Origin of the sequence: Caballeronia sp. LZ032 (assembly GCF_031451315.1) — a bacterium.
Lineage (GTDB): Bacteria > Pseudomonadota > Gammaproteobacteria > Burkholderiales > Burkholderiaceae > Caballeronia.
Genome location: NZ_JARUXP010000002.1, coordinates 708,799 through 727,171, shown reverse-complemented (window position 1 = coordinate 727,171; position 18,373 = coordinate 708,799). Strand labels below are relative to the sequence as shown.

The 18,373-nt window shown below is 62.6% G+C and carries 20 protein-coding genes; 12 read left to right on the top strand and 8 right to left on the bottom strand.

All coding sequences use genetic code 11. From position 1 onward, the window contains the following. Positions 1–2: 2 nt before the first annotated feature. Complete coding sequence (locus tag QCE69_RS18840) at positions 3–1,484, bottom strand: HD domain-containing phosphohydrolase (RefSeq protein ID WP_309932234.1); 1,482 nt, start codon at positions 1,482–1,484, stop codon at positions 3–5. Positions 1,485–1,623: 139 nt separating this feature from the next. Between QCE69_RS18840 and QCE69_RS18835 the strand changes: the two genes are divergently transcribed. The 4 genes from QCE69_RS18835 (at position 1,624) to QCE69_RS18820 (ending at position 3,951) form a co-directional block, all read left to right on the top strand. After that, positions 1,624–2,211 carry a DUF308 domain-containing protein gene (locus QCE69_RS18835; protein WP_309921501.1) on the top strand — a complete coding sequence of 196 codons (588 nt, stop codon included), beginning with the start codon at positions 1,624–1,626 and terminating at the stop codon, positions 2,209–2,211. Between the two features lie 34 nt (positions 2,212–2,245). Then, the gene (locus QCE69_RS18830) at positions 2,246–3,028 is read left to right on the top strand and encodes an N-acyl homoserine lactonase family protein (RefSeq protein WP_309932232.1); all 783 of its coding nucleotides are present in this window, start codon (positions 2,246–2,248) and stop codon (positions 3,026–3,028) included. A gap of 152 nt (positions 3,029–3,180) precedes the next feature. Next, positions 3,181–3,498 (top strand): hypothetical protein, encoded by a 318-nt coding sequence (locus tag QCE69_RS18825; protein WP_309921494.1) that lies wholly within the window; start codon positions 3,181–3,183, stop codon positions 3,496–3,498. A 72-nt stretch (positions 3,499–3,570) separates the two neighbouring features. Next, entirely contained in the window at positions 3,571–3,951 is a 381-nt protein-coding gene (locus QCE69_RS18820; protein WP_309813942.1) for a hypothetical protein, read from the top strand. Positions 3,952–3,984: 33 nt separating this feature from the next. Here QCE69_RS18820 and QCE69_RS18815 read toward each other — a convergent pair whose 3' ends face one another. Continuing rightward, positions 3,985–4,362: a hypothetical protein gene (locus QCE69_RS18815; RefSeq protein WP_309932231.1), complete on the bottom strand. Its 378-nt coding sequence runs from the start codon at positions 4,360–4,362 to the stop codon at positions 3,985–3,987. A 101-nt stretch (positions 4,363–4,463) separates the two neighbouring features. After that, positions 4,464–5,348, bottom strand: a complete 885-nt coding sequence (locus QCE69_RS18810) for a LysR family transcriptional regulator (protein WP_309932230.1) — start codon at positions 5,346–5,348, stop codon at positions 4,464–4,466. A 123-nt stretch (positions 5,349–5,471) separates the two neighbouring features. Here QCE69_RS18810 and argC point away from each other — a divergent pair, with 123 nt between their 5' ends. The 5 genes from argC to QCE69_RS18785 all read left to right on the top strand — a co-directional run bounded on the left by argC (position 5,472) and on the right by QCE69_RS18785 (position 9,085). Beyond that, positions 5,472–6,401, top strand: a complete 930-nt coding sequence (gene argC / locus QCE69_RS18805) for an N-acetyl-gamma-glutamyl-phosphate reductase (RefSeq protein WP_309921485.1) — start codon at positions 5,472–5,474, stop codon at positions 6,399–6,401. Between the two features lie 288 nt (positions 6,402–6,689). Beyond that, a complete protein-coding gene (locus QCE69_RS18800) occupies positions 6,690–7,250 on the top strand; it encodes a hypothetical protein (RefSeq protein WP_309932228.1) in 561 nt (186 codons plus the stop codon). Between the two features lie 34 nt (positions 7,251–7,284). Next, positions 7,285–7,827, top strand: coding sequence for a hypothetical protein (locus QCE69_RS18795; RefSeq protein WP_309932227.1), 543 nt, complete (start codon positions 7,285–7,287; stop codon positions 7,825–7,827). A 38-nt stretch (positions 7,828–7,865) separates the two neighbouring features. Then, entirely contained in the window at positions 7,866–8,453 is a 588-nt protein-coding gene (locus QCE69_RS18790; RefSeq protein WP_309932226.1) for a hypothetical protein, read from the top strand. 68 nt (positions 8,454–8,521) lie between these two features. Beyond that, positions 8,522–9,085 (top strand): hypothetical protein, encoded by a 564-nt coding sequence (locus QCE69_RS18785; RefSeq protein ID WP_309932225.1) that lies wholly within the window; start codon positions 8,522–8,524, stop codon positions 9,083–9,085. On the opposite strand, the gene QCE69_RS18780 is transcribed toward QCE69_RS18785, so the two are convergent. Then, positions 9,072–9,356, bottom strand: a complete 285-nt coding sequence (locus QCE69_RS18780; protein ID WP_309932223.1) for a hypothetical protein — start codon at positions 9,354–9,356, stop codon at positions 9,072–9,074. The two genes, QCE69_RS18785 and QCE69_RS18780, sit on opposite strands and share 14 nt — an antisense overlap. A 21-nt stretch (positions 9,357–9,377) precedes the next feature. Here QCE69_RS18780 and QCE69_RS18775 point away from each other — a divergent pair, with 21 nt between their 5' ends. From QCE69_RS18775 to QCE69_RS18765, 3 genes are read left to right on the top strand one after another with little or no spacing between them, the layout of a single operon-like run. Beyond that, positions 9,378–10,961, top strand: a complete 1,584-nt coding sequence (locus QCE69_RS18775) for a CHASE2 domain-containing protein (protein ID WP_309932222.1) — start codon at positions 9,378–9,380, stop codon at positions 10,959–10,961. Positions 10,962–10,966: 5 nt separating this feature from the next. Continuing rightward, positions 10,967–11,347 carry a hypothetical protein gene (locus tag QCE69_RS18770; RefSeq protein WP_309932221.1) on the top strand — a complete coding sequence of 127 codons (381 nt, stop codon included), beginning with the start codon at positions 10,967–10,969 and terminating at the stop codon, positions 11,345–11,347. Beyond that, positions 11,347–13,068 carry a M48 family metalloprotease gene (locus tag QCE69_RS18765; protein WP_309932220.1) on the top strand — a complete coding sequence of 574 codons (1,722 nt, stop codon included), beginning with the start codon at positions 11,347–11,349 and terminating at the stop codon, positions 13,066–13,068. The genes QCE69_RS18770 and QCE69_RS18765 overlap by 1 nt, the downstream gene beginning before the upstream one ends. Positions 13,069–13,099: 31 nt before the next feature. Here the strand turns inward: QCE69_RS18765 and QCE69_RS18760 are convergent, their stop codons facing one another. The 4 genes from QCE69_RS18760 to QCE69_RS18745 form a co-directional block, all read right to left on the bottom strand. Continuing rightward, entirely contained in the window at positions 13,100–14,029 is a 930-nt protein-coding gene (locus QCE69_RS18760; protein WP_309932219.1) for an ornithine cyclodeaminase, read from the bottom strand. A 2-nt stretch (positions 14,030–14,031) separates the two neighbouring features. Then, positions 14,032–15,099 carry a proline racemase family protein gene (locus QCE69_RS18755; RefSeq protein WP_309932218.1) on the bottom strand — a complete coding sequence of 356 codons (1,068 nt, stop codon included), beginning with the start codon at positions 15,097–15,099 and terminating at the stop codon, positions 14,032–14,034. Positions 15,100–15,198: 99 nt separating this feature from the next. Further along, positions 15,199–16,191 carry a LysR substrate-binding domain-containing protein gene (locus QCE69_RS18750; protein ID WP_309932216.1) on the bottom strand — a complete coding sequence of 331 codons (993 nt, stop codon included), beginning with the start codon at positions 16,189–16,191 and terminating at the stop codon, positions 15,199–15,201. Between the two features lie 14 nt (positions 16,192–16,205). Further along, entirely contained in the window at positions 16,206–18,242 is a 2,037-nt protein-coding gene (locus QCE69_RS18745) for an NADH:flavin oxidoreductase (RefSeq protein ID WP_309932215.1), read from the bottom strand. Positions 18,243–18,373: the final 131 nt, after the last annotated feature.

Below are 18,373 nucleotides of genomic sequence, written 5' to 3'. Positions count from 1 at the left end.
CGTCAAAGCCAGCCCATCGCCGATGCCTTCAGCGTCGCGGCCGCACGGGTCGAACATTCGAGCTTGCGAAAGATATTCTCGATATGCGTTCGCACCGTGCTCGGACTCAACGCGAGCTCGCGCGCGGCTTCCTTGTTGCTCGCGCCGCGCGAGATGGATCGCAGGACTTCGATCTCCCGTACCGAGAGCAGCACGCGCGTGTGCGCTTCGTTGACGGGCCGTCTGATGGGGCTGTCGGCATCGGCGAGGAGCGCATCGACTGCTTCGCCATCCAGACGGCCGCCGGCCACGTCTTCGAGCAACTGCCGCGCGGCCTCGTCGGACGATAACGCGGGACGCCAGGGACGCGGCAAGCGCAGTGCAACCCAGGCCACCGACGCCGCCAGAACGCGTGCTTCCATGCTGATCGCCCGGTCGCGCACGCCGCGAAAATAGCCGGAGCCATCGAGCCTCTCATAGGCATACGATGCCAGCTCGGCCGCTTCGCCGATCGCGCCCGCCAGGCGTCCCGCACGCGACGTCCAGTACGGCACCAGACGCACCTTCTCCCAGGCGCTTTCAGTGAGGCGCTCGCGCTGATTCCATACGGCATTGGGCACCGATGCCCGGCCAATGCCATGGATCAATCCGGCGTGATACACGCGCGCATGCACCTCCGTGTCCGGCGTAAGGCGCACACACGCCGCTGCCGCAGTCGCCGCAACCGTGCGCGAGAAGCCGGTCATCCACGGCAGTTTCAGATCGATGACATCCGCGACCAAGGCCGGCGACGTGCTGTGCTGCATGTGCCGGGTCAGCAGCGCGGCATCGACCTCGGCGGATGACAATTCGTTCAGTTGCTTCAGCCATGGCCGAGCATGCGTGGTCGCGTGCTTCACGAGATCGGCGGGATAGCGCATGTCCGAACGCTGCGCCAGTCGGGCCAGCGCGCCTTCCACGCCGAACACGCGGCTATAGATCTCGAGATCGCCGGCCAGCGCGACGATGAAGACCGCTGCGGGCACGGCGTCGCCCGCGAGATGCGCAGGCAGGCCGCGGCCATCCCACGTCTCGAAGACATGGCGCAACGCGGTCTCCGTGGATGCACTCAATCCGAGCATGCGCGCCACTTCGCCCGCGACCTCGCAGTGAATCACGGCGAGCGGCGTCAGCGCCGCGCCCGCGTCACCGAGCGCTTCGAGCGGCTCCGCCCAGTCCGGATGCTCTTCGAGCATGGCCTGGCGAAACGCCACGTCGTCACCGAAAACCTGCGCGAAGCCTGCCGCGTTCGCCGTACAGCCCGACCAGCGCAGCAAGGCTGCTTCACGAACCGCGTCGCGATCCGCCGCAGACAGTCCGGCCGCATCGGCGAGACGCGCGGCGAGCCATGCCGTGCGGGGCGAATGGTCGGTGGGCTGTCCCATGCTCAGGTCGCCGATGAAGGCGAGCGCCTTCACGCAATCGAACACGAGCAAGGGGAGACGGCTGGCTTCCGGAGGGGTCATGGATGTCAGCGAAGAGAGGGGCATCGGAAAGGCCCCACTATACGCGACAACGGTTTCAGGCCGCCTCGGTCATTTGACCGATGTCCGCGCGACGCCATAACTGAGAATCTCTCGATCATCATCTTCAAGGGAGTTTCACATGGCAGAGCATCGAGTCACACAGGGACTGCAAGCCGCGGCTGAGCAATGGCTCAAACACTATTACTTCACTCGCGCGGCGGTTTCGATCATATGGGTGGCACTGGCCTTCGCGGTCGGCATGCATTCCACCGTCGGCGCGGCCATCCTGCTGGTCCTCTATCCCGCGTGGGATGCACTCGCCAACTATCTCGACCTTTCGCGCAGCGGCGGCAAGACGGATAACCGCACGCAGGCCATCAACGTAGCGATCAGCGCGGCCACCACCGCCGCCGTGATCATTGCATTGAAGACCGATCCGGCCTGGGTGCTCGGCGTCTTCGGCGTCTGGGCCATCCTGTCCGGTCTGCTGCAACTGGGTACAGCGCTGCGTCGCTGGAAGCAATCGGGTGCGCAATGGGCGATGATCCTGAGCGGCGCGCAATCCGCAGTCGCCGGGTGCTTGTTCCTCACGCTCGCGCCCACACCCCTTCTTGCGGCCATTGCGAGAATCGCCGGCTATGCGGGCGTGGGAGCGGCGTACTTCCTCATCTCGGCGGTATGGCTCTCGGTCGGGCAGTTTCGACGCAGCCGGGCAAGGGTCTCGTGAGCGAGCGGTCCAACTCCATACCGGAAGCATCGCCATGCATGAGCACGCCACCGTCGAGAAGATCTGCATTCTGGATGGCGGGATAGCGCGCGTCGAAGACGGCTCGATCTATTCGCCGGGCGTGAATGTCGACGTGCCCATGACGCTGAGTTGCAATGCCTACCTCATCCGCCACAGGAACAAGTGGCTGATGTGGGATACGGGCACGCCGGACCGCATCTACGCCGAGCCCGGCGGCGTGATCATGGCGCATGGCATCCGCGGCATCGTGACCCGGACAATCGCCTCGCAGTTCGACGCGATAGGCGTCTCTCCCGACGACGTCGACATCATTCTGTTCTCGCATGCGCACTATGATCACGTGGGCAATGCGAAGCTGTTCAGGAATGCCCGATGGATCGTCCAGCGCGCGGAACACGATGCCATGTTCGGACCGCATCCCGAAGCATGGGGTTATCTTCCGGAGCTATACGATACGATGCGCCAGAACGACATCGAGATCGTGGAAGGCGATTGCGATGTGTTCGACGACGGCGCCATCCGCCTGCTTCATACGCCCGGACACACGCCGGGCCATGGCTCCTTGCTGATACGTCTTCCGCAGACCGGTCCGGTCATCCTGAGCGGCGACGTCGCGCATAGCTGTTGCAACCTGAAGCATCGCAGGGTTCCGCAATTCAATGCCGCGCTACACGCCTCGCTCGAGTCGATGAGAAGAATCGAGGAAATCGCTGCGAAGGAAGGCGCCCGCATCTGGATCAATCACGATATCGCGCAGAGCGCCACGCTGCCCCGCGCACCCGCGTGGATCGTTTGATCGCGCGTCCATTCGCTTCAAGATATGACAGCATTTTTTCAACCCTCCTTGAGCAGGGTGCGATTTACCACGCTAAAAGCTTGCAGCGCATGAAAGACCTGTTTATATTACGTAACACTCTGTAAGCACTTACCAAGAAAAGGAAGTTAAACATGTTCAAGAGAGTTATGTTTTATGGCGCGACTGCTTCTGCAATGTGTCTTGTTCTTTCAGCCTGCGGGGGCACACAGCTGAACATGACGGAGATGCAGACCACTACAGCAAAGACGTTGGGTCTTGCGTCCTCTGACGAGATCACGGTCACCAATGTGCAATACGTGAAGAAAAATGCTATTGGCGGCAGCAAGATCAGCTACGACGCCACCACGGCGCGCGGCCGCAAGTTCACCTGCACGGCTTTCGTGATTCCGGGGCTGACTCCTCTGGACAAGGCAACGTACACGGACGGCGAATGCCATCCGAGAACGTAACGCGATGGTTGCGATCGTTGTGATCGTTGTGATCGTTGCGATTGTCCCGAGTCTATCTTCAGCGCCGCTAACATGAAAAAAATCTTTCTGATCGCCCTGCTTTTCTCTCTGGCTGCCTGCTCCACGGGTGGCGCAATGGGAGTGGGCAACGAGAAATTCGATCCGGTCTGGATCAAGCAGCATGTCGTGATCGGTAAATCGACCCAGCAGGATATCTATTCGCTGTATGGAGAACCCGAGAGCAAGCAGACCAGCGCGAATAACTCGGATACATGGATTTACTCCAAGAACCGCTCAGGGAATAACCTGCTTTCGATGGCCTCGGGAATGATCCCGGGCATGTCGACCGTGAATCAGGCCACCACAGTTGCCGACGTCCACACGAAAGAAGGCTATGGCAATACGCTCTGGTTCTGGTTCAAGAACGGAACCGTGACGAACTGGCATAACTGATCTTCGCTCGCCGCTTGCGCGCAAGTCTCGGGATCAACGATAAAGCGGGGACTTCGCGCCATTGCCGGCGCGGCTCCAGATCTCTGCATTGCTCAGGCTCGTCTGAATCAATTCAATCGGCATTCCGCCGTTGTCGATGACGGCGACGCGGAAATCGTCGATCGGTTCGTAGGGCCCAAGAATGACCACATGCCCTTCGATCGCCGCCTCGAGGTTGTCCACCTTGTACGCAATGTGCGGCTGACTGCGCATGGGCTCGGCCAGCGTGCAGTCTGGGCCGAAGCGGTGCCATTGAATCGGCAGCGGGCCGGTGAGATCGTCCGACGTGTACATGTCGATGCTGGCCGCGTAGCGCTCGCCGGGCCGGTGTTCGCCGGTGGGAATGCCGATGTGATGCAGTTCGTAGGTCACGCCTTCACGTCGCATGATTTTTTCCTTCTTTTCGCCGATGAGTGCAGTAAGCCAAGCTTACGCAGCGAGAATTAGCCAGAAATTACCGCCGTCGTGCGCCCTCATACCGACCGTAGATCCCACACGACATCCAGCACGTGCTGAGTGGCGCGCTCGACGTGCCCCGCACGGTGCGCCACGCCGAGCCGGCGCCACATTGCCGGCCGCAGCGGCCGCATGACGATGCGCTTCTCCGGCAACGGCGTCGCAGCCTCATGGGGCAGCAGCGCCGCGCCATAGCCCGCCGCCACCAGACTCTTGATTGCATCGTTGTAATTCAGTTGAATGCGCGGCGCAGGATGATGGCCCGCCGCCGCGAACCATTCCGCCGTCAGGCGCGAGAGGCGCGTGGTCGTGTCATTGAGGATCAAGGGCTGAGCGGCCAGCCAGGCCGGCGTGACACGCGCGGGGCACGGCCAGTGCGCCGGCACGAAGGCCATCACCGGATCGCGGCGCCAGGGCTTGATGACGAGTCCCGCCACCGGCGGCTGAGGCAAAGCGACGAGCCCCACATCCAGCGTTCCGTCCGCCAGCCGGGACAACGTCTCATGCGACGTCAGCACGGCAAGCTGGATATCGATGGCGGGATGATGCTGACGCAATGTCTCGAGTGCTTGCGGCAGCAAGTACGCAATCACGCCCGTGGATGCCCCGAGCCGCACGCGCCCTTCGAGCCCCTGCACCTGGCGCTGGATATCGTCCAGCGCCTGCTCGGCATCGGCCAGCAACCGGCGCGCACGCTCCGTCAGCACTTCTCCTATCGCCGACGGCCTGACCTGTCCACGCTTGCGTGACAGAAGCGGCGCGCCGACGCGGTCTTCGAGTTCGGCGATATGGAGGCTGACGGTGGGAGGCGCCAGGTTCAGGGCGCGCGCTGCATCGGCGAACGAACCGCGCTCGCTGATCGCAACCAATGTGCGCAAGCGGTCCAGACTGATCTCTCGCATGGCGGCATCCTGATTCAGGAAAAATGAATGATTAGGTCATGAAATTCAACTTTTCCTATTCTAGCGATTCGGTGAACATGAGCGCTCGTTCAACCCCTCACCTTGACTCCGAGTCTTCCGCATATGAGCGCACCCATTGTCTTCATCGATGGTGACCAGGGCACCACCGGACTGCAAATCCACGAACGGTTGCGTAACCGGACCGATATCACGCTGTCCACGCTTCCCGCCACGGAACGCAAGGATGCGCGACGTCGCGCGGAAGCGATCAATGCCTGCGACATCGCCATTCTCTGTCTGCCCGATGCCGCCGCGCGCGATGCGGTGGAAGCGATCGTCAATCCTGCGGTGAGGGTCATCGATGCCAGTTCGGCCCATCGCACACAGGCGGGCTGGACCTACGGCTTTCCGGAAATGGCGCCGGGCCAGGCCGCGCGTATCGCTGAGGCGCATCGCGTCAGCAATCCCGGCTGCTATCCGACCGGTGCTATCGGCTTGCTGCGGCCCTTGTTGCAGGCCGGGCTCATTCCGGACAGCTATCCGGTCAGCATCCATGCGGTGTCCGGCTATTCCGGACGCGGTCGCGCGGGCGTCGAGGAACACGAGGGCCGGGGTGCCGTCAACGCGCCCTCGTTCCAGCTCTATGGCCTGGGACTCGCGCACAAGCACACGCCGGAAATCCAGCAGCACGCGGGGCTCGCGCAGCGGCCGCTTTTTATCCCAGCCTATGGTTCCTATCGCCAGGGCATTGTCTTGACCGTGCCGCTCGAATTGCGACTGCTCGCACCCGGTGTGGACGGCGCCACGCTGCACGAATGCCTCACGCGTCATTACGAGGACGCAGCGCACGTACACGTCCTGCCGGCCGATGAAGCCGCAGCGCAAACGCATCTGGACCCTCAAGCACTGAACGGTACGAACGACATGCAATTGAGCGTGCTGTTCAATGCGGAACACGGGCAAGTGCTGTTGTCCGCCGTGTTCGACAATCTCGGCAAAGGCGCATCAGGCGCTGCGGTTCAGAACCTGGACCTGATGCTGGCACGTGACTGAAAGCACTAGCTTCAATGCCACTTTCAACATGACGAGTCGAGGGTCAGAAAGATGCTTCGACTCGCCCTCAGACTTCGAGATGTATGCGCAAAGCATGCCGATGTTACCCACCCTCCCACGTCGTGAAATCTGCTTCGGAAGATATTCCACAGTATTAAATGTTCAATTGAAATTTCGAAAGGCTTTCTCTATCCTCGGCGCTGGCGATAAACAGAAGCGATAACCAGGACACGTCGAAGGCATGCAAAGGCACGCAAGCGCGGCCCCGACGACTCGAGGAGACAGCTCATGCGTTGGGTCAGCGTTGCCACCACTCTGATGCTTGCCATCACGGCCGCCCATGCCGACGAATCCAGCGCGCCTGCCACGCTGGCGCAAGGCGCGCAGAAGCCGGCTCTCAAGGTCTATGACGCCCATCACAAGGCTATCGGACTGCTGGCTTCGTACAACGGAGCGGACGGCGTCTATATCGCGATCAACGGCGCCACGACCTTCGTGCGCATCGGCCGCCCGTTGGATGCGGCCGGCAGCGGCACCGCCACCGGCGCGCCGGCGAATGCTTTCGCCTGGTCGACGCTCAACACGGCCTACTTCGAAAGCACGGATTGCAGCGGACAGCCCGTGATCAACTACGACTCGAACTGGCCACGCTCGTCGGTCGCCGTCCGTCAGGGCGACGATGTCGTGGTCTATGTCGGCAGCGATACGAACACCACGCCCATCCCCGCTGCTTCCATCCTGAACGGCACCTCCTGCGTCGTACAGAAATCGACCATGCAGAGCGTCAGGCCGGAGTCGAGCTTCGACGTGTCGCAGCGCTATCCTGAGCCGCTGACGATCGACTACTGAGTCACTCCCGCATAACGACATCGAGGAGCCACTGATGCGCAGCATTACCTTGCCCGCCCTGCTGCTTGCAAGCGCGACGGCCGCGCATGCGCAAGTCGCAACGCCTGCCTTGAACCCGCCCGGACAGACAAAAGTACTGAAAGTATTCGATGCGCAAGGCAAGCCGGTTGGCCCGGTCGAAAGCTATGAACGCACGCAAGGCGTCTATATGAGATTCGGACGCACGCCCGTGTTCATGCCGCTGCGTCACAAGAAGATCTCCGCCACCCAGTACTCGGAGTCGCAGTTCGAATGGGCCGATGACACCGCCGCCGCTTTTCCGTCTGCGAATTGCAGCGGTGCGCCGCTCATCATGATGGGATCGTCGCCGCGCCCCGTTGACCTCGTGCGAACCGGCGCGGACGTGACCGCGTATATCGCGGGTCCGGGTTATGACAGTCCGCTCACCGCGAACTCTTATATCTCGTATGACGGCGCGTGCGTGACGGCCACCCGCTCGGTGCCTTCGTACTGGACGCCGCAGACATCCTTCTCGCTCACGCAGCACTATCCCGAGCCGCTGACGGTTCGTTACTGAGCCGGATCACCGTGATTCATGCTTCGAGGAGACTGACCATGAACAAGGCGTTTATCGCGATGTTCACCGTGCTCGCCGCGAGCCTCGCTCACGCGCAGATATCGGCAGAGACCGTTGCGCCGAATACACCGGATACACCGGCTACACCGGATATGCCGCCCAATGTGCTCGATGCATCCGGCCACCTCGTCGGCACACTTTCGCACTTCCAGTACAACTATGGGCCGCTGATCACGCGGGGCAACACGCGCTTCGTCGTCCCCTTGCAGCGCAAGACGACGACCGACGATCCCAGCGATATCAAGGCGCCTTCATCGGCATCGCTGTTCCTTTACCACACTGTTGACTCGCTGCTTTACTACACATCCGCTGATTGCAGCGGCGACCCCGTCGTGATCCCTTCCGAAGGTCCGACGCCCGCCCTGGTGGTGCGCGAAGGCGCGACCGTCACCGCCTATGTCGCGAGCAACACGGCTTCGCAGTCGTTCAGCATCGCATCGCAACGGAGCACGCAGACCGAAGCCTGCACGCCGCTGTCCACTCCGTCGCAACGCACGGGATGGCCCATGGGCAGCAAGATCGTGTTGACCCGCGAGCATCCGGAACCATTGACGGTCAGTTACTGACATACCGGCGCGCCTTTCAAGGCGCTTATTTTTTATATTGTGACGCACCTCCATCCAACCAGTCGAACATGCGCACACGTCATCTGTCTTCCCTGACTCTCGCCGGCATTGCCATTCTTATAAGCGGATGTGCCGCCACGCTGCAAACCCAGGACACCGCAGTGCCGACCGCGAAGACCACGCAACCGGGCGTCGTGGTGCCGGCAGCGTCCGCGCATACCATCGTGTTGCGCATGAACGGATCGTCGGTTGCCACGTCCGCATCCGACTGGCCGCGTGTCCAGACGGAATGGCGCGAAGCCTTGGAAGGCGCGTCCAAGGACGCCAGTTCGACCTTCTTCGACGAAACCGTCAAGCGCATGGCGCGTCAGGGCGCGGGCACGGTGGTCGATGTCTACGTCGAAGACTTCCACTTCGTCGCGCCCGGTGCGCGCTACACGCTGGGCATCATGACGGGTAACGCATTCATGCAGGCCCGCGTCACCTTCCGCGACCTGCAAAGCGGTCGCGTGTTCGGCGAACGCAACTACAACACCTCGTCGTCCGCGTGGCAGGGCATCTTTGCGCCGACGTCCGACAAGCAGGCGCGCGCCATCGCCGCCGATATCGTCAAGCAGATCAATCCGCGCTAGGCAGGGGCAACGCACCTCGGCGGTGAATTCTCATGCAAGTCGATAGGCGCGGCTTCGGCCGCGCATCTCCAAGCTGACAACCCGTAATCATCAGCGCAAAGCTATCGATTTTCATCGGTAAGCAATACTCGTCGACTTGCGAAAACATCGAACGCGACTTGAAAAATCCTTTCTCATCATAGTTTCGATTTCCTAAACTCAACCTGTCGCGTTTCGTAACGCTAAAGGTTGAGCGATGGCGGCGCACGATCAAAAAGAACATCGAGGTCATCGCGGGCCGCCTCCGGTCGTCATGTTCTTCGTTCGCCTGTGTGCGACGCTCGCGATCGGATGTCTGGCTGCGCTCATTCTGCCAAGCCGCTTCACGGAAGAACTCGGGGCACAGAAGATCGCGAAGCTGGCGGCGCCCATCGAGGGCTATCACTATCCGGTCGCGCAACGCGACGACATCACGATACTGTTGATCGACGAGCCGTCGCTTGAGGTCGAACACCAGTCGTGGCCGGCCACGTTCGACTACTACGTGAAGCTTCTCGAATACGTCGATACGCCCGCGAATGCCCCTCCGCGAAGATCCTGGCATCCCAAGGCCGTGTTCTTCGACATCGTCTTCGAACACGAACAGGACAAGGCGCGTCTGCTGGCGTTCGAGACAGCGCTCGACGCCATCGACGCAGCCAGTCAGGCGCGTCGCAAGGCGCACGGGCAATCCGGCAGCGGGCGGCCCGTGGTCTTCCTGGCCGCGCGCCTGCAAGAGCACAAGGACCTTCACATCAACGAAGACCTCGACGCTTATCCCGGCGCGACCGAAGTCGCGATCGAATATGCGCCGAGTGAAGTGGATCGCATCGCGTGGACGTACCGGCTCTTCCTCGACGAGCACGGCGTCGCCCCGCCACGGGACCATGCGGATATCAGGCACGCCTCCACGCAGGCCCGTGCCTCGGATGCGGCGCTTCCGCCCGAGCGGCGCAGCGCGGCGCTGTCCATCTACGAAGACGCCTATGGCCTGGCCAGGCCCACGCCCTACAGGTACGTTTCGCCGACGATGATGCTGACGTGGGGCCTCGACACCGCGGAGTACGGCCTGCGCTGGAAGGTGGAGGAAGACGACGAAGAGGATCGTAAAGACGCGTGGTGGAGCGCCGACGGCGAACACAGCAACGACCCCATGTATTGCACGTCGGATGAAAACGACAACGTTCTGCTGAAGCGCGCCGAGGCACGCTCCATCATGCGCAGCCTGAGCCGGCCGCTCTGCGTGTTCCATCGCACCATTCATGCAAGCCAGCTTCGCGACATGACATCGGGCGAACTGAAAGCGGCCTTCGACGACAAGGTGGTCATGATCGGCACGTCGCTCAGATATTCGAACGACATCGTAGTGTCGCCGCTGCATGACCGCATTCCCGGCGTGTTCCTGCATGCCATGGCGCTGGACAACCTGCTCACCTCAAAGGGCAATCACTATCAGGAGTATTGGGAGCCGCCGCAATCACCATTCAACGAGCATTGGCCTGCCTTCGCGGCGCTGTGTGTCATCGGACTGGCGCCTGTGGCGCTGGTGCGCGGCTTGAAGGAAGTCGCGCGGAACGCTTATCGGCAGTGGAGACAGCCCCGCCCCGGAGGCAGGCCGAAGCCCCTCGGCGGACTGTGGTGGCGAAGAAAAGCGTTGGACGCCACTTTCAAGTGCCTTCTCTTCGTCATCAGTGGCCTGTTGCTCGTCTACTGTGCGATCAAGCTGCTGGTGTGGGGACAGACATGGATGCATGTTCCGTTTCTCGCCGTTTCGCATCTCGTTGCGTGCGCGATGACGGTCGAGTGGTTCGATTGGGGCAGTGATTTCGTCAACTGGATCCTGGACGTCAGGGAGTGAGATTCATGAACACACGTGCTTCCGGAACAAGACGCGCCGTGCTGGCCTGCAGCACCTTACTCACGATGGCCACACTGATGCCGCTCCCCTCCTCCGCCGCCGATTCGGGTGCCATCGTCGAGCCAATGAAAGCCGGCGCGCCAGTCAAGCTCTACGAAACGCCGGAATCGAAGGACAGCACCGTCACCGCACCGCCCGACAGCTTGCCGCTGCGGGTGGAGGGCAGCGAGAGCAACGGCTTCTATCCGGTGAACGTGCGTGGCAAGCGCTACTGGGTCGACGGCATGGAGGTCAAGATGAAACGCACCAATCATGCGCAATGCAATGCTGGCGCATCGGTCCATGCAGCCGGGCAGCTCGGCGCCGCCACCAACCGGTGCGAATGATGAGCGCCCCGAAGATGAGCGCGCTGAACCGGCGCGGTTTCTGCCTTGCCTGTTCCAGCCTGCTGCTGGGCGCGTGCGCGGACGCGAAGCTGCCGATCGATCTCGGCAATCTCACTGGGACCAATCGGAATGCGGGCGGCATGGATAGCGTCGGCGTGCTGCCCCCGCCGCCGCAGCGCGACTGGCCCGACCCGAAGGTGGAACTCAATCGGGCGCGCGCAGACGGCTATGGTCTCGTGCCCATGCCCGACATGGAAAGCTATCTCAACGGCCTGCTCGCCACCATCAGGAAAACCGCCGGTACGCCGGGCTATCCGGGGTCCGTGCACATCATCGCGGACACGGCGCTGAACGCCAATTCGGACGCGGCGGGGCACATCTTCGTCTCGGTCGGATGGTTGCAGTCCGCCGAAACCGAAGACGAGATCTTTGCGATCCTCTCGCACGAGTTCGGGCATATCTATCTGAACCATCACGCGATCTTCGACGTGCGCAGCGCAGGCCAGCGTTCCGTCGAGGTCGTCTCGCTCGCCTGGTCCGTCGCCAACAAGCCGCCGGCAGCCAACACGTGGACCGGCATCGACAACGTCGGCGTGATCGATACCCTGGGTACGCGCGTGATGTTTCCCGCGTGGCAGCGCAGCGTCGAGGAGCAGGCAGACCGCTTCGGCGCGACCATCAGCCTGCGCTGCAATTACTCGTATATCGACGGTTTCAAGGCGTTCTTCGAGCGCGTGATCACCTACGACCAGCAAGCGAAGGAGCGGCGCCAGAAGCTGCGGGACCAGCAAGCGCAGGTGGCGCGCGCCAAAGCGGGCAAGGAAGCCGCAGCCTCAGCCCACGCCCAGCCGCTCGTGCCGGTGTCGGTCGCCGGCTCGAATGCGGCGCGGCTGAATCAGCTGGGCAGCCTGTCGGCCCTGAGTGAAGCCGTCTCGTCCTATACCTCGATGCGCACGGACGCAGAAGTTGGCCTCACCCAAAACGTGTTCGATCTGCAGCAGATGATCGAGAATCAGATCGACGAACAGATGGACAGCCTTCACGACGATCACGGCGATCCCGCCGCGCGCGAGGAAAGCCTGACGAAGCTGGTCCGAGCCGCGATGAGCGGCAAGCGTCCAGAACCGCGCAAGGAGCCATGGGAGGCGGCGCGCAAGCGCGGCACGACGCCGACGATCCTCGCCCACTATGCGGCGACGACCGAGGTCGTGAACCTCCAGGCAGCGGGCCAGTATGGTCAGGCGCTGGATCAGGCGCAGCGTGCGGCATCGGGCGTCACGTCGAACGACGCCTATCCTCTGTACCTGTTGACGAACCTGATGGCGCTTTCGCACAGCGGTTCGGCCGATGCGCAGACGCAGGCACTGCGGCGCAACCAGAATTCGCGCGACCCGTCGTGGTTGATCCAGGCGAGCCTGGCGCAACACGTGACGGCGAAGGATCCGCGCGCCGGCGAGTCCTTCCTGCTGCAGCAATTCGATAACTTCGACAGGGCGCCGCCCGCGTGGCCTTCCGTCATTACGTGGTATCGCGAGCACGGCAACATCCAGCATGCGAACGAGCTGGCGCAGACATGCAGCCTGAAGCATCCCGAGATGAAGGCGGCCTGTCTCGCCGCTGCGAAGACGCCGACTCAGCAGGCCAAGGCCGAAGGCGGCAACGAACTCGACAAGGCGCGCAACAAGGTCGTCGACTGGGCGAAGAGCATCCTGCCGAAATGAGAATGGGCAACCCCGCCCTTGACCATGCTTATCACGATCTCGATCGCTCCACGACATACTGACTGACGAGCAGATCGAGATACGCGCCGCCAGCGTTTTTATAGACCGTGCGGTCGGCTGCTTCGCGATGAAAAGCCGTGTCCTGGCATAGCTCGAACAGGTCGGCCTCGATCTGCTGCGCCTGAATGACCTGCGCCTGCATCGGAATCAGGATGTCACCTGAAACGCTCGCATTCTCGCGATCGTCGACGAAGATGCGTGCGCCTCTGAGTGCGTCGCAATCGGCCTCCTGCATGTCCGGGCGATAGCCGCCCACCAGATCCACGTGCGTGCCCGGACGAACCCGCTCTCCCCGAATCACGGGTGTGGCTGCGCCGGTGGCCGCCGTCACGATATCGGCGCGGGCGACGGCTGCATCCAGATCCTCGACCACGCGCACGCGGACGTCTCTACTCTCAAGTATCGCGCGCATCTCATCCAGCTTCGACAACGTGCGATTCCACAGCAGCACCTCGCGCAGCGACGGCCGAATGTGCAGATAAGCCTCCGCCAACGCCAGCGCAACCGGCCCCGCGCCCAGCACGAGCAGCACCTCGCTGTCTTCCCGGCTCAGCTTCGTGGCGGCCAGCGCGGAATCGGCGGCGGTCTTCCAGCGCGTGATCTCCGGACCGTCCAGCATCGCGACGAGGCTGCTGCTGTGCTCGTCCACCACCAGAAAGGCGGACTGCTCGGTCGGCCGCGCTGGACTCGCGAACTGATTGCCCGGACAGAGCGACGCAACCTTGAACCCGGCGCCCTTGCCCGGCAGAATCACGCCCCGGCTGAACAGGCCAAACCCGGCATCGCCGACGAAATAGCTGCCCCCGATCGGCCGCGCACCCGCATGTCCCGCGCGCAATGCGTCGAGCACGCCCGTCCAGTCCAGCACCGACCTGATCTGCTGCGCCGTCACGATCTGCATCTTCAATGCTCCTGTTGGTGCGGCCAGATATCGCCGACGATATAGCCCTCGGGGAATGGATCGTCGTGATCCAGCACGATGGTGTTGATGCCATGAATCCAGCTGGTCCCTGACAGCGTGGGAATGACCGCATCGTTCCCGCCGATGCGCGCCGGCTCGACCAGCCGTCCCGTGAACACGGTGCCCAGGATGCCCTGATGCCGGAAGTCCTGGTGCAACGGCAACTCGCCCTTCGCGTGCAGCACGGCCATCTTCGCGCACGTGCCGGTGCCGCAGGGACAACGGTCGATCGCGCCGGTCCAGGTCGAGGGATCGTCCCAGGAGAGCGGACCCGTCGGCATGGTGACGGCGTTCTTCCAGTCCGCGCGTGGATCATCCGACGGACCCGAAAGCTGCGAGATGGTGATGCCCACGCCCGGATAGTCGGGATGTGCGACCGGCAATTGCTCGATGGCCGCCTGCCGGATCAACGCCGACACCCGCGTGATCTCCTTGCCATGTTCCGGCTTGAGTTCGAGCCCCGCGAATTGCCGCACATCGGCGATGACATAGAACATGCCGCCCCAGCCGACATCCACGCGCACCTTGCCCAGATGCGGCACGTCGATGACGGCATCCAGATGCGCGGCGAACGCCGGCACGTTCCTGAACGTCACCCGCCTGACCTTGCCGTGCTCGCATTCGGCGACGACCCGGATGAGTCCCGCGGGCGCTTCCAGCGTGAGTTCGGTGACCGGCTCGCGCATCGGCAGCATGCCCATCTCCAGCAGCACCGTAACAACGGAGATGGTGTTGCCGCCCGACATCATCGGATACTCGACCTGTTCGAGGATGATGAAGCCCGCGTCCGCCTCCGGATGACACGGCGGCACGACGATATTGCAGCAATGCGCCGGATAGCCGCGCGGCTCGCGCAGCAGCAGCTTGCGCAAGCCATCGTCGTTCGCGGCCAGCCAGTGCATCTTGGCCCGGACGGTGTCGCCGGGAATGTGTGGGAGTCCGCCTGTGACGACGCGCATCGGTATGCCCGAATGCGTCTCCACCGCGTGCAGGGTTCGCTTGAAGCCCATCGATGTTGTCCTCGTTCAGGCCACACGGGAGATGCGGCGCATGAGGCAATCTATGCGAGTTCGCGGCTCAACCCAAACGACGTTTTCTCCGGCCTTGCTTCAACTTTTGGTTGAAGCGGCATCCTTCGCATTTGCCAGGAGCGCAAGTTGCGGCCTGAGCCACTCGCAGAACTTTCTGCATACGGCGGCATCGGTCTTGTCGCGGCGCACGGAAAGATAATGGCCGCGATTCTTCATCACCGTCTTGTGCGGCAGCGGACGCACGAGGTCGCCGCTCGCGACCAGATGTCCGACAAGATGATGCCAGCCGAGCACGATGCCCTGATGCGCCAGCGCCATCTGCACCAGCGCAGGGTAATCGTTGCTGGTGAAAAGCTGGCGCGGAATGTCGGCGCGCCAGACCGTATCGACGTCGTGCAGCGCCAGCCAGACCTTCCAGTCGATATGCTCGGAAATCTGCGACCGGCCATAAGCGCTGATGTCCAGCAGCGACATGCCCAGCAGCGCTTCCGGCGTATCGATCGGGCCATGGCGCTGCAAGTACTGCGGCGTGCAGACGGGATACACCTCGTCGTCGAACAGGTGCTCGGTATCGTAGCCGTCGCGCATGCTCGCCAGCTTCGCGATGTAGACGTCCGGCTGCACGCCCGCTTCCATCGCGATGAAGTTCTGCGTGGCCAGCACCGTGAGTTCGATATCCGGATGCGCCTGGATGAACTCCGGCAGCCGCCGATGCAGCCACAGCGCGGAAAACGCCGGCGAACAGCACACGATGAGCGTCTGCCGCGCGGAGATCTTCCTGCGCAGGCGCTCGGCAGCCTGATGAATGTTGATGAGGGAAAGCTGGGCGGCATCCTTGAACATCTCGCCATCGGACGTGAGCGTGACGGCCCTGCCCGTTCGCACGAAGAGCGTGGTGCCCAGGTAGTCTTCCAGTTCCCTCACCTGCTTGCTGATGGCCGCGGGCGTCACGCACAGCACATCCGCCGCGGCCGTGAAGCTCCTGCATTTCGCGGCCGCAAGAAAGGCCTTGATGGCTCTCAGCGAGAGCGCACCGGACAGGCTGTCGCTGACATCGAAACGCGCCGTCATCGCCGTGGGCCCATTCAGATGTCCTTCATCAGCCGAAGCGCGTCGTAGATCGCCGCATGCGTGTTGCGCGCGGAGACTGCATCGCCAATGCGGAAAAGCTGGAAGCGTCCGTCAAGGTTGCGCTCGACAACCTGCGCCTTGCCGTCGATCAGATCCTCGTAATCGACCGCGCCGAGATTGCGCGACAGCGGCTTCAGCTCGAAGTACAGCTCGTCCATTGGAATGGTGCCGTGATTGACGACGATCTGGTCATGACGCTGTTCCTTCGTCACGCCGCCGTAATCGCTGCCGATGGTCGCCACCAGTTCCTTGCCTTCCCGGCGCACGGCCTCCAGCCGGAAGGTCACGGTGAAGGTTGTGGCAAGCTTCTGCAACGCGCGCATGTATGGCACCAGGTTCATGCTCATCACTTCAGGCGAGAAGGTGCGGTCGGGCGTCATCACCTCGACCTTGCCGCCCGCCTGCGCAATGGTTTCCGCTGCCTGGAGCGCGGCATGATCGCCGGCATCGTCGAAGACGAGGACATTGGCGCCCGGCTTCACATCGCCCGAAATGATGTCCCACGACGACACGACATGCTCGTTGCCCGCGCTGCACACGTCGGTATGCGGCATGCCGCCCGTCGCGACGATCACCACATCCGGGCTGTACGACAGCACCGTTTCCGTATCCGCCCACGTATTGAATGCAAAACGCACGCCGAGCTTCTCGCACTGCGCCATGCGCCAGTCGACGATGCCCATCATCTCCTTGCGGCGTGGGTTCTGGGCAGTCAGGCGAATCTGTCCGCCCGGATCGTTCATGGCTTCGAGCACGGTCACATCGTGTCCACGCTCGCCCGCCACGCGCGCCGCTTCGAGTCCCGCCGGCCCCGCGCCCACGATCACGATCTTGCGCTTCGTCTGCGCCGGCGCGATCCGGTGCGGCATCTCCAGCTCGCGTCCGGTCGCGGCATTATGAATGCATAACGCCATGCCGCCCTGATAGATGCGATCCAGACAGTAATTCGCCCCGACGCAAGGCCGGATATCGTCTTCCCGCTTCTCGATGATCTTGCGCACAATATGCGGATCCGTCATGTGCGCACGCGTCATGCCGACCATGTCGATCCTGCCCGACTCGATGGCAAAGCGCGCCGTCGCCACGTCCTGGATGCGCGCGCCGTGAAACGTGGGAAAGTCCGTCGCCTGGCGGATGTCGCCCGCGAAGTCCAGTTGCGGCGCGCTGCGCATGCCCATGATCGGGATGACATCGGTGAGGCCGGCATCGGTATCGATATGACCGCGCACGATGTTGAGAAAATCGACCAGCCCGCTGTTCTTCAGCCGTTTCGAAATCTCGATGCCCTCTTCCTTCGTGATGCCACCCGCCATCATTTCGTCGGCGGTATAACGAATGCCAAGCAGAAAACGTTCGCCGACGCGTTCACGCATCGCGCGCATCACGTCGAAGGTGAAGCGCAGGCGATGATCGAGCGACCCGCCATACGGACCTTCCAGCGTGTTCGTCAGCGGCGACCAGAACTGGTCCATCAGATGCCCGTACGACTCGATCTCCAGGCCATCGAGACCGGCCGCTTTCATGCGTTCGGCGGCATCGGCGAAATCCTTCACGATGCGCTCGATATCCCACTCTTCCAGCTTCTTCGGAAACGCGCGATGCGAAGGCTCACGCTGATGCGACGGCGACACCGCCGGCAGCCAGTCGCCCTTGTCCCAGCGCGTGCGCCGACCCAGATGCGTGAGCTGGATCATCACCTTCGCGCCGTGCTCGTGGCATTCGTCGACGAGATCCTTCATCCACGGCACCACTTCATCCCGGTACGCGAGGATGTTGTTGAACACCGGCGGACTGTCCTTCGACACCGCCGCGGAACCGGCCGTCATCGTCAGCGCGATGCCCGCCCGGGCCCGCTCGACGTGATACGCGCGATACCGCTCCTTCGGCATGCCGTCCTCGGCATACGCGGGCTCGTGCGACGTCGTCATGATGCGATTGCGAAACGTGAGATGTTTGAGCGTGTACGGCTGGAGCAGCGGGTCCGTGGACATGAGCGCCTCATGGGGACGATTGGGGGAATCGAAAGACGTGTCGTGCGCTCAGATTAGGTCGCATGTACACAGGTGTCAAGTGAAACGACAGTGGTGTACATTACGGGTATCGCACGCAAGCAAGAAAGAAA